The sequence below is a fragment of the Streptomyces sp. NPDC059003 genome, from assembly GCF_042740445.1.
Lineage (GTDB): Bacteria > Actinomycetota > Actinomycetes > Streptomycetales > Streptomycetaceae > Streptomyces.
This window is the reverse complement of record NZ_JBHYJH010000231.1, coordinates 1-11,372: the sequence shown is the minus strand read 5'-3', so window position 1 is coordinate 11,372 and position 11,372 is coordinate 1. Positions and strand designations below refer to the sequence as shown.

Genomic DNA, 11,372 nt, shown 5'->3' with positions numbered 1-11,372 from the left:
AGTGCGGGAACTACCAAGTCTCCTGCCCTGAACGGGGCTTCTCAGACACCCACTAACTGCATGCTCGGCAAGCTCTACCACTGCCTGCAGCATCGCAAGCTGTTCGAGGAACAGACCGCGTTCCCTACCCGCCTCGTGGTTGCTGCTTGACTAGCTAGCGCCCCGAGGTGTCTTGGGGAAGGCCGCCCGGGCCACCACTGCGGTCTGCTCCGGGATCTCCGGCAGCCCCTTCGGCTGCAACGACATCCGCATCATCTCCCCTGCGGCCGCACGGCGGGAAGCGGCCGCAGGGACGATCATCTCGTCAACACACCGTTCCCCACAGCGAATTACGCAGCAGAGTCATGTGAATCCGTACGGGCGCTTCGAACTCGACATGAGTAAACGGCTCGGCCTCACCCCGCCCACGATGCCCGGCCCGTCTACGGCGGCTCTCAGACGGAACCTTCCGGCGAAGAGACCCTGAAATGGGAGGAGATCCATATCTGGTACGGCGTCGGTGGTCACGCGACGCCCGAGCAGGCAGCTGTGGCGGTCGAGAATGAGTCGGGTGAGCAGCAACCGGCTCAGGTGCCAGAACGACCGCGGGAGGCATGCGCGTGAATATGCCCGTGACACGGTCGGTCCTAGCCGCTGAGGCCCCGCGACTCGGGCATGTTTGTGATCACGGAAGATCCGTTCGGTGTGGCTGCCGTCATGGCTGCCTCAGCGCAGCAGGAGAGCCCTCTCTAGAACAAGGGCTGTGGGCCGATGACGTCCGTGAGGGGTGAGGAGTTGGCGCATGGCGGTCAGGCGGCGGGTGGCGCGGGCGGAGTGGAGGTGGGGGACCTCGTCGAGGAAACGGGCCCACTGTGCCAGGGCTGTGTCGAGATGGCCGTGGGTGAGGAGGGTTTCGGCGAGAGCGGCGCGGGTGAGTGCACGCGCGTGGCGTTCGGCGGGGGTACGCAGGCGTAGTGCGGCGGTGTAGGCGCCGATGGCGCCGGGAGTGTCACCGAGGATGCTCAGGGTCTGGCCGCGCCGGTAGTGCAGGGCCGCGAGCGGGTAGGCGGTAAACGGGCCGTGGGTATGGTCGGCTCGCTCGTGCAGGCGTTCGGCCGCGCCCAGCGCGGTCAGGGCAGCGTGCCGATCATGGCTGGCGGCGGCGGTGGCGAGGTGGGCCTGGGTATAGGCGCGGACGGGACGGGCAGAACGGCGTGCGGCGTCGGCAGCGTGCTCGGACAGGTGGAGCACGGCGCGGGTGTGGTGGCCTAGGTCACTGGCGTGGGCGGCCATCGTGCGCAGGGCGATCGCGTAGCCGGCCGGGTCGTCGGCGTTTGCGGCCATGCGGGCGGCGCTGTGGTGGTAGCGCTGGGCGAGGGCGTCCTCGCCGTCGTCGGCGGTCATGGTGCCCAGCAGCAGGGTGAGGCGCGCCGCCCCCGCTAGGAGTTGGCGGTGCACCGGATCGAGGGCTGGGGTGTGGACCCAGCCGGCGACGGGTCGGTTGAGGTAGCCGGCCAGCGCGCTGCGCACGGCGCCGCCGCCATAGGTCTTGGCCGCATCGGCGAAGTGGCGGGCCATCGTGTCCATCTGCTCGATGCGGGCCCTCAGGGGCGCATCAGTAGCAGCCGCCAGCCCAGCGGGGTGCGGGCCCGCCGGACCGGGGAGGGTGGGGAGCGCGAGGGCGGTGAGGCTGTAGAGACTGGCGGCCAGCAGACGGCGCCGGGCCGGGTCGAGGTCGTCCCGCAGCAGGGCGGAAAGCGTGCGCACGGGATCAGCCTCCCAGGACAGTTCCAGCCTCGTCGCTGGAACTGGAAGATTGTTTTCCGTAAGGCCCGCGTCGGCCGGGGAGACCGGGCGGCCCAGGCGCCTTGTGAGCGCCTTCAGCAGGAACGTACCTGCCGGGGGGCGTGGACGGGTACCCGACAGCCAGCGTGAGACGGACGACTGGCCACAGGCAAGCGTCTGTCCGTGCTCGGCAGCCACCCGCCGCACCGCGGCAGCCAGTTGGGCCTCGCTCAGGCCACTCTCCTCGACGAGGGCGCGTAGCAGGGCATTCGGTGTCCGGTGCACGGCTTCCCTCTCCTTGTGTCGGCAAACCGGTCCCCGCCCGCGGCTCCCCAGCCTCGCGTTCACAAGGTCACAAAGTTACATGGAGTGCATGGCATGCACGGCTCGCGCCTACTGGTTGCCGGGTTGGTGGGGTTGTGCACTGGGTGATACCCGCCGTGCAGGCTCGCCAACGCTTGCGGCGGGGTTTGTGACTGGTTCAGGCCGTCCCGGGCCCTGGCGAAAGGCAGGACACCCATGCCACCGCCTTAACCCCGCTGCTGCCGGACAGCCTCGAGCAGGTACGCGCGCTACCAGCGGAGGCACTGCCCGAACTGGCCGGGCAGATCCGCCACTTCCTGATCGAGTCAGTATGCAAGAACGGCGGGCATCTGGGCCCGAACGTCGGCATGGTCGAGGTCACCCTCGCCCTGCACTGAGTCTTCGACTCCCCGCACGATGCGCTCATCCTTCGACACCGAGCATCAGGCCTATATGTGCACAAGCTGCTCACCAGCCGGGGCAAGGAGTTCCCCCCTGCGCCAGACCGGCGGCTTGTCCGGCTACCCGTCACGGGTGGAGTCGGTGCATGACTGGGTGGAGAACTCCCACGCCTCCACCACCCTGGCCTACGCCGACGGCCCGGCCATGGCCCGCACCCTGAAGGGACCGACCGGGCGGTGGTGGCGGTGATCGGCGACGGGGACCTCACCGGCGGCATAGCCTTCGAGGCGCTGAACAACCTCGGCAGTGCCCTCGAGCCGGGCCATCGTCACGCCACGTGTCCTGCGTGCGGTCCCGGCAACTGAACGACGTTCCCCCCTGACCTCCAGGAAAGCAAGAGATTCAACCATAGGGAGGCCCCATGGGCCCGACACTATCCCCTCTAACTGCCCCGGTGGCCAGCCAGGGTAGGCTGACGACAGGCGCGCGGATCGCGGGCCTGGGCGTGTTCCGGCCCAGCACGGTGGTCTCCAACGCGCAGGCGGCTGCGGCGGCGGAGGTGGATGCCGACTGGATCGCCCAGCGAGTCGGTGTACAGGAGCGCCGCTTTGCCACGGCCGCTGAGAGCGTGGTGTCCATGGCGGTGGAAGCCGGCAGCAAGGCACTGGCGGACGCTAGAGCCACCCCCGCCGACGTCGACGTGGTAATCCTGGCGACTTGTTCGATGCCGTCCCCGATGCCCAACGGGGCGGCTTCCGTCGCGGCAGGCATCGGCTGCCAGCCAGCGGCGGGTTTCGATGTGAACGCTGCGTGTTCCGGGTTCAGTCACTCTCTGGCGGTGGCAGACGCCCTCGTGCGGGCCGGAGTGGCCAACGGGGTCTTGGTGATCGGCTCGGAGCGGATGAGCGACTTGGTGGACGTAGGGGACCGCAACACGGGTCCGATCTTCGCCGACGGTGCGGCCGCGGCGCTCGTGCTGCCCAGCGACCAGCCCGGGATCTTCCCCGTGGCCTGGGGCAGCGACGGCGACCAGGCCGCGCTGATCGCCATCTCCGCAGAAAGCGGCTACATGGAATTGGCCGGCCGCAAGGTGTTCCGGTGGACCACGACCGCTCTCCAGCCCGTGATCGATGACGCCTGCCAGCGTGCCGGCATTGCCTGCGCCGATCTGAAGGCGTTCGTGCCGCACCAGGCCAACCTGCGCATCATCAATGTCCTCGCCCAGCACATCGGCTCCCCCCATCTCGTCACCGCCACCGACGTGACGACCACCGGGAACACCTGCGGGGCCTCGGTCCCGCTGGCCTTCCACGCGCTGCGTCAGTCGGGCCGTATCCACAGCGGCGATCCGGTCCTGCTCTTCGGCTTCGGAGCCGGACTGACGTATGCCGCTCAGGTCGTGCTGTGCCCCTGACGGCCACAGCCCCACCGCGCAACGCCGCGCAATACCGCACACCAGCATGCTATTTCGCCGATTCACGGGAGGAATCCATGAGCACGGACATGCTGACCACACTCGCTTGCGTACAGCGCCTCGTCTCCGTCGTGGCAGAGCAACCCATCAACGACATCCAGCCCGGGCAGCGGCTCCTGGAGGACCTGCGCCTGGACTCGCTGCAGATCACCGAACTCGCCCAGAAGATCGAGCACGAGGTGGGCCGACCCATCGACGAAGACCTCCTCAACGCGGACGGCGTCACCGTGGCGCGGTGCGCCGAGATCGCCGCCGCAGCCTGACCGGCACGCAGAGCGCACGTCCTGCATGACCGGCCCCCGCTGCCCCCGCAGGGCGACGCCGAAGAAAGCAGCCGTGTCATCTTCCAAGCCGACCCAAGCGCGGAAAGGGAACCGCACCATGCCCGTAGCCCCCCACCCCTCGCCCGTGGTCGAGGGTTTGAGCGGTCTGCACACCTGCGCCGAGATCGCCCGAGACATCTTCCTCGGTGTCCGCTGCGCCGACACCGCCCGTGGCACCGCCCACGGCATGGATTCCGGCAGGGTGCCGCCCCAGCCCTACCCTCGGTGCAAGGGGCAGCGGACATGACCCGCCCACAGCCAGGAGCTCTCAGCGCGGTGCAGGTGTCCGGCTCTCCCCAGAGGTATGAGGATGGTCCCCCCTCCGGATCCGGGCGGGCCCACGGCAAGGCCATCCTGCTGGGCGAACACGCTGTCGTCTATGGAGCGCCCGCGGTGGCCCTGCCGTTGCCCGCTCTGTCCTGCACCATCACCGCCACCCTGAGCACCGAACCCGGCGGCGGCCCCGGCCACTATCGCCATACGCCCTTCACCGTCCCGGAGTCCGACGCCTCGGCCCCGGCGCCCGGCCTGCTGCCGCCCGGTCTGTGTCTGCTCATCGATACTGCCCTGCGCCAGGCTGCCCGGCTCGACGTGCCCGCAATGGACCTGCTGGTGGAGAGCGACATTCCGCTGGGCAGGGGATTAGGGTCGAGTGCCGCCTGTGCCTGCGCCCTCGCCCACGCCCTCGATCAGTTGCTGCGGCTGCGCCTGAGCGCCGCGGAGGTCTTCGAGTACATCCAGATCGCCGAGACGGTGGCGCACGGCCGTGCCTCGGGCATTGATGCCCTGGCCACCCGCGCCACCCGGCTGGTGCTGCTGGCGGACGGACATCCGACCACACCGCCCGTGGGCGCTGAGGCGTGGATCGTTGTCGCCGACAGCGGCAGCCCGGGCTATACTCAACAGGCCGTCGGCATGCTGCGTGCGGCCTTCGACTCACACCCCTTGCGACGCGAGTACTTCCTTCACCGGTCGCAGTCATTGACCCGCCTGGCCTTGCACGCCCTCGAACAGGGCCGACTGGACCGGCTCGGCTGGCATCTCGGTGCCTGCCACGCCCTGCTGGCGGAGCTGCAGCTGACCACCGACCGCGTCGACGCTCTGGTGGACGCGGCCCTGGCCCATGGTGCTCTCGGCGCCAAGATGACCGGCGGTGGCCTGGGCGGCTGCGTCATCGCGCTCACCGACACCGCCGTCGCGGCCGACACCCTGGCCGCCTGCCTACTCCACCACGGCGCGGCGCGCACTTGGACGGGGCCCATCGAGCCGGGCAGGCCCACATGAGGACCGCACCCACCGTGACGGCCGTCGCCCACCCCAACATCGCCCTGGTCAAGTACTGGGGAAAACGTGATGAGAACCTCGTCCTGCCGATGGCCGACAGCCTGTCCCTGACCCTCGACATCTTCCCCACCACGACCAGCGTCCAACTGTGCCCCGACGATGCGCAGGACATGGTGGTCGTCGACGGGCACCCGGCCACCGGCGAGGTGCGCCGCCGCATCGCCAGCTTCCTGGACATGCTCCGCACCTACGCAGGCAGGCGCGCGCGGGCCCGCGTCGACACCCGCAACACCGTCCCCGTCGGGGCCGGACTTGCCTCCTCCGCCGCCGGTTTCGCCGCGCTCGCGCTGGCCGCAGCCAGCGCCTACGAGATCGATCTGGATCGTACCGCGCTGTCCCGGCTGGCCCGCCGTGGCTCCGGCTCGGCGGCCCGCTCGGTCTTCGGTGGCTTCGTGCTATGGCACGCAGGCTCCTCTGATGCCGAGGACGCCGACCTCGCCTCCTATGCGGAACCCCTCGACGACGCCCGTCTGGATGTGGCAGTGGTTGCGGTCCTGTTGCAGACCGGGCCCAAGGCTGTCTCCAGCCGTGAAGCCATGCGGCGCACCGTGGCCACCTCCCGGCGGTTTCCCGGCTGGCTCGCCTCCAGCCGCCTGGATGTGACCGCGATGCGTGCGGCCCTGGCCGAGGGGGATCTGCCCACGGTGGGAGCCATCGCCGAGCTCAATGCGCTCGGCATGCACGCCACCATGGAGAGTGCGAGCCCGCCGGTCACCTACCGCACCCGCGCCTCCCACCACGTCCTTGCCCACGTCCGCCGGATGCGGGAGCGGGGCGAGCAGACGTGGTCGACGATGGATGCCGGGCCCAACGTGAAGGTCCTGTGCCCGACCAGCGACGCCCATCGCATCGCTGACGAGCTCAGCGCGGTCACCGGCTGCCCCACGATCGTCGCCCGCTCCGGGCCCGGTACCAGGGTGACGGCGGGGGTGGACACATGAACGCACCGGTCACCCGCCAGGCTCCCGGGAAGCTAGTCCTCGCCGGTGAGTACGCCGTCCTCACTCCCGGCCAGCTGGCTCTCGTCGCAGCCGTCGACCGCTACGTCACCGTCACCGCGACACCCGCCCACCGCGCGGACGTTGAATTGGTCACCGACCTCGTGGATCATCCTGTAGAGCTGTATCGCGACTGTGACGGGCTGCGGCCGCGCCAGCAACAACACGACGCAGCCTTCGTGTCCGGTGCGCTCACTCATCTGGTGGCCGTCGTCGAGGCGACCGACCGGCTCCGCGCCGAATTGGGCCTGCGGCCGGTGCCAGTGCGGCTGAGCGTCCGCTCCTGCCTGCACCAGAGCGGGGTCAAGATCGGTCTGGGCTCCAGTGGCGCGGTCACCGTCGCCGCCGTCCACGCGCTCACCGACTTCGCCGGTCCGTCGCTGGGCGCGGAGATGCGCTTTCGTCTCGCACTGCTGGCCTCCCTCACCCTGGACGTCCACGCGTCCGGCGCGGACCTGGCTGCGAGCACCTGGGGCGGCTGGATCCGCTACAGCGCCCCCGACCGCCAGGCCTTGCATCACCTCATGCACCTGCGCGGCCTCCTCGCAGCCCTGCACGCCGAATGGCCCGGTCTGTCGCTGAACCCACTGGCGCCCCCGTCCACCGTGACCCTGCATCCAGGGTGGACGGGCCGACCAGCGTCCACCACGGCCAAGGTGAGTCATCTCCAGCACACGACATGGTGGCACAGCGCCGCGCACCAGCGTTTCTGCTCCCACAGCTCCCATCTGGTCGAGGAGTTGACGGATGCGCTGGACCGCGACGACTCCCTTTGCGTCCTGGCCGCCATCGATGCGGCCCGCGAGCTCCTCCTTGGCCTCGACGAACAGGCCGTCCTTGGCATCTTCACCCCCGAACTCACCACACTGTGCGACATGGCGAAGGCCGCCGGCGGGGCGGGCAAACCGTCCGGCGCGGGCGGCGGGGACTGCGGGATTGCCTTCCTGACGTCCGCCACCGGCCCGGGCGATCTCCACCGCCACTGGAGAGCCTCTGGCATCACGCCTCTTCGTCTGGCTGCCGCGCAGTCGCAGCTCGTGAGCCCGCCCGCCCGCATCGGACCGCACCCCGACAGCACGCTGCCCACCCCTGCCGTACCGATACCGAGGACCGTGCCATGACCGTGACACGCAAGGACGACCACGTCCGCCTGGCCGTGGCCCAGCACCAGACGGCTCAGCACGACCGCCGTGACCACGCCCAGCCTGGCGGCAGCTTCGACGACGTCCACTTCCTGCACCACGCGCTGGCCGGCACTGACCGCAACCGGGTGAGCCTGCACACGTCATTCGCTGGCTGGACGTGGCCGGTGCCGCTGTACATCAACGCCATGACCGGCGGCAGCCGCAAGACCGGCGAGATCAACCGCGACTTGGCCATCGCCGCTCGCGAGACGGGCCTGGCGATCGCCACCGGCTCGATGAGCCCCTACCTCAAAGACCCTGCCTGCGCCGACACCTACACCCCGGTGCGCCAACAGCACCCGGACGGCTTCGTGATGGCCAACATCAACGCCAATGCCACACCCGAGCAGGCTCGGCGTGCCGTCGGACTCCTTAACGCCGACGCCCTGCAGATCCATCTCAACACCGTCCAGGAAGTCGTGATGCCCGAAGGCGACCGGTCCTTCGACCACTGGCCCGCCGCCATCGCTGCCATCACACAGGCCGTCGACGTACCGGTCATCGTCAAGGAAGTCGGCTTCGGCCTGAGCGGGCGGACCGTCTCCCAGCTCGCCGACCTCGGCGTGGCCGTCGCCGACGTGGCCGGCCGTGGCGGCACCGACTTCGCCCGCATCGAGAACGGCCGCCGTGAACATGCCGACTACGCCTACCTCGACGGCTGGGGCCTGAGCACACCCGCGGCCCTGCTGGACGCCCGAGGCGCAGGGATGCCGCTGCTCGCCTCCGGTGGCGTACGCCACCCCCTGGACGTGGCCCGTGCCCTCGCCCTCGGAGCCCGTGCGGTCGGCGCCTCCGGCCCCTTCCTCACCACCCTCGTCAACGACGGACTCGCCGCCCTCATCGACCAACTCACCACCTGGCTCGACCAGCTGACCGCGCTGATGACCATCCTCGGCGCCCACACCCCCGCCGCCCTCGCCGAGACCGATCTGCACATCACCGGCGCCCTGCGCGAGTTCTGCGACCAACGCCAGATCCCACTCCCGCAGCCCAAGGAGGCCAGCCGATGACCAGCTACACCGGCCCCACCAGCGCCACCTCGTCCATCGCCCCGCAGGACGGCTCCACCCTCATGCCCACCCGCTGGGTGGGGCCGCTCCGGATCAGCGGCAATGCAGCCGAGGGCGAAATCCATGTACCTCTGGCCACGTACGAATCCCCGTTATGGCCCTCCGTCGCCCGCGGCGCCCGCATCTCCCGCCTGGTCGACGCGGGTATCCGGGCCACCCTCGTCGACGACCGCATGACCCGCTCCATCCTGATCGAAGCCACCGACACCCAGGCCGCTCACGCCGCCGGACGCGCCCTCCACGACCGCCTCGACGAGCTGTGCGCCCTGACCCGGACCACCAGCCGCTACGCCGAACTCCTCGCCGTGCGCCACGAGATCGTCGGCCCCCTGCTCTACGTGCGGTTCGAGTTCAGCACCGGCGACGCCTCCGGCCACAACATGGCCACCCTCGCCGCAGACACCCTCCTAACCCACCTGCTGGCCCACCTCCCCAACGTCAGCTACGGATCGGTCTCCGCCAACTACTGCACCGACAAGAAGGCCACCGCCATCAATGGCATCCTCGGCCGCGGCAAGAACGTCACTGCTGAGATTCTCGTCCCCCGGCACATCGTGGCTGACCGGCTGCGCACCACCGCCGCGAAGATCGCCCATCTGAACGTCACCAAGAACCTGGTGGGCACGTTGCTGGCCGGCGGCATCCGCTCGGCCAACGCCCACTACGCCAACATGCTCCTCGCGTTCTACCTGGCCACCGGGCAGGACGCCGCCAACATCGTCGAAGGTTCCCAGGGCATCACTTACGCCGCCGACCGCGACGGCGACCTGTACTTCTCCTGCACCCTGCCCAACCTGATCGTCGGCACCGTTGGCAACGGCAAGAGCCTCCCCGCCATCGAGGATGCGCTCACCCAGCTCGGCTGCCGTGCGCAGCGTCCCGACGGCGCCAACGCCCGCCGCCTGGCGGCCCTGGCCGCGGCCACCGTCCTGTGCGGGGAGCTCTCCTTGATGGCCGCCCAGACCAACCCCGGTGAACTAATGCACGCCCACACCCGCCTCGAGCGCCTCAACGGAGCACTCCATGCCCACTGACCCGAGCGAGGTGAGCGTCGGCATTCAAGACCTCACCTTCGCCACCACCAGCCTCTGCCTCACCCACGAGGAGCTAGCCCGCCACACCGGCGCCCCCCTGGCCAAGTACCACCACGGCATCGGGCAGACTGCCATGAGCATTCCAGCCGAGGACGAGGACATCGTCACCATGGCCGCCGACGCAGCCGCCCCCATCATCGAATGCCACGGCAGCCGTAAGATCCGCACCATCCTGTTCGCCACCGAGACCGGCATCGACCAGTCCAAGGCCGCTGGCATCTACGTCCACTCCCTGCTCCGCCTGCCCCCACACATCCGCGTTGTCGAACTCAAACAGGCCTGCTACGGCGCCACCGCCGCACTCCAGCTCGCCTGCGCCCTCGTCCGATCTGATCCCACCCAGCAGGTCCTGGTCCTGGCCAGCGACATTGCCCGCTACGACCTCGACAGCCCCGGCGAAGCCACCCAAGGAGCCGCTGCCGCGGCCATGCTCATCAGCGCTGCCCCAGACCTCGTCGAACTCCACACTCCTACCGGCCTGTTCACCCACGACGTCATGGACTTCTGGCGCCCCAACTACCGCACCACCGCACTCGTCGACGGCAAGAAGTCCAACGATGCCTACCTGGAAGCCCTCGAAGGCGCCTGGCATGACTACCAAGCGCGCGGCGGCCTGCCCTTCGAGAAGCTCCGCACCGTCTGCTACCACCAGCCTTTCACCCGCATGGCACACAAAGCCCACCGCCGACTCGAACGCACCGCAAACACCACTGCTCCCCTCCAGGACATCGGCCAGGCAATCGCCCCCACCACCACCTACAACCAGACCATCGGCAACAGCTACACCGCCTCCATGTACCTGGCCCTCGCCGCCCTCCTCGACAGCGACACCGACCTCAGCGGCGACACCATCGGCCTCTTCAGCTACGGCTCGGGCAGCGTCGCCGAGTTCTTCACCGGCACCATCAGCCCCAACTACCGGCTCCACCTGCGCACAGAGGCCCACGAAACCCACATCACCGAGCGCGACACGGTCGGCTACGAGACCTACCGCCGCCTGCACACCCGGACCCTGCCCACCGACGGCACGGCCTACGAACTGCCCCACCAGACAGACGGCCGCTACCGGCTCGCCGGAATCCACCGCCACCAGCGCCTATACCAAGAGGCACCGCCGTAAATCACAGCCATACCCCCAGCTATCGCCCCAGACGAGAGAGGGGCCCCGCGCGACTCGCACATCCCCTGAAATTAGGCTGGCCGACTTCCGTACCCCTACCAAGGTGATCCTCGCCGCTCGCCAGCGCCACCACCCCCTGTGTCAGTCTCGCCCCCACCCACCCAATGCGTATCGCGGGGGCTTGTAAAGCTTTCGGTGTAACTCGTGGGGTTGTTGAGTGAGCCTCTTTCATCCTGCCTCCGGAGGGGTGAAATGCCTGGTCAACGGGGTGGGGTGACGAGGCAGGGCCCCTGGTC

At 69.3% G+C, this 11,372-nt stretch carries 10 protein-coding genes and 1 pseudogene; 10 read left to right on the top strand and 1 reads right to left on the bottom strand.

All coding sequences use genetic code 11. The annotated features are described in order from the left end of the window. Positions 1–705: 705 nt before the first annotated feature. Positions 706–1,746, bottom strand: coding sequence for a hypothetical protein (locus ACFWZ5_RS41345; RefSeq protein ID WP_384892293.1), 1,041 nt, complete (start codon positions 1,744–1,746; stop codon positions 706–708). A 557-nt stretch (positions 1,747–2,303) separates the two neighbouring features. Between ACFWZ5_RS41345 and ACFWZ5_RS41340 the strand changes: the two are divergent. The 10 genes and pseudogenes from ACFWZ5_RS41340 to ACFWZ5_RS41295 form a co-directional block, all read left to right on the top strand. Next, positions 2,304–2,780: pseudogene (locus ACFWZ5_RS41340) on the top strand (1-deoxy-D-xylulose-5-phosphate synthase N-terminal domain-containing protein); the annotation flags it as partial. A 143-nt stretch (positions 2,781–2,923) separates the two neighbouring features. Beyond that, positions 2,924–3,883: a beta-ketoacyl-ACP synthase 3 gene (locus ACFWZ5_RS41335; RefSeq protein ID WP_384892290.1), complete on the top strand. Its 960-nt coding sequence runs from the start codon at positions 2,924–2,926 to the stop codon at positions 3,881–3,883. Positions 3,884–3,960: 77 nt separating this feature from the next. After that, positions 3,961–4,206: a phosphopantetheine-binding protein gene (locus ACFWZ5_RS41330; protein WP_384892287.1), complete on the top strand. Its 246-nt coding sequence runs from the start codon at positions 3,961–3,963 to the stop codon at positions 4,204–4,206. 118 nt (positions 4,207–4,324) lie between these two features. Continuing rightward, entirely contained in the window at positions 4,325–4,513 is a 189-nt protein-coding gene (locus ACFWZ5_RS41325) for a hypothetical protein (RefSeq protein ID WP_384892284.1), read from the top strand. Beyond that, positions 4,510–5,550 (top strand): mevalonate kinase, encoded by a 1,041-nt coding sequence (gene mvk, locus ACFWZ5_RS41320; RefSeq protein WP_384892281.1) that lies wholly within the window; start codon positions 4,510–4,512, stop codon positions 5,548–5,550. Before ACFWZ5_RS41325 ends, mvk begins: the two co-directional genes overlap by 4 nt. Beyond that, positions 5,547–6,551, top strand: coding sequence for a diphosphomevalonate decarboxylase (gene mvaD, locus ACFWZ5_RS41315; RefSeq protein WP_384892279.1), 1,005 nt, complete (start codon positions 5,547–5,549; stop codon positions 6,549–6,551). The genes mvk and mvaD overlap by 4 nt, the downstream gene beginning before the upstream one ends. Continuing rightward, complete coding sequence (locus ACFWZ5_RS41310; RefSeq protein WP_384892276.1) at positions 6,548–7,729, top strand: phosphomevalonate kinase; 1,182 nt, start codon at positions 6,548–6,550, stop codon at positions 7,727–7,729. The genes mvaD and ACFWZ5_RS41310 overlap by 4 nt, the downstream gene beginning before the upstream one ends. Beyond that, on the top strand, positions 7,726–8,802 hold the full coding sequence (gene fni / locus ACFWZ5_RS41305) for a type 2 isopentenyl-diphosphate Delta-isomerase (protein WP_384892273.1): 1,077 nt from the start codon (positions 7,726–7,728) through the stop codon (positions 8,800–8,802). Before ACFWZ5_RS41310 ends, fni begins: the two co-directional genes overlap by 4 nt. Further along, complete coding sequence (locus tag ACFWZ5_RS41300) at positions 8,799–9,896, top strand: hydroxymethylglutaryl-CoA reductase (protein ID WP_384892270.1); 1,098 nt, start codon at positions 8,799–8,801, stop codon at positions 9,894–9,896. The genes fni and ACFWZ5_RS41300 overlap by 4 nt, the downstream gene beginning before the upstream one ends. Then, on the top strand, positions 9,886–11,076 hold the full coding sequence (locus ACFWZ5_RS41295; RefSeq protein WP_384892267.1) for a hydroxymethylglutaryl-CoA synthase: 1,191 nt from the start codon (positions 9,886–9,888) through the stop codon (positions 11,074–11,076). The genes ACFWZ5_RS41300 and ACFWZ5_RS41295 overlap by 11 nt, the downstream gene beginning before the upstream one ends. Positions 11,077–11,372: the final 296 nt, after the last annotated feature.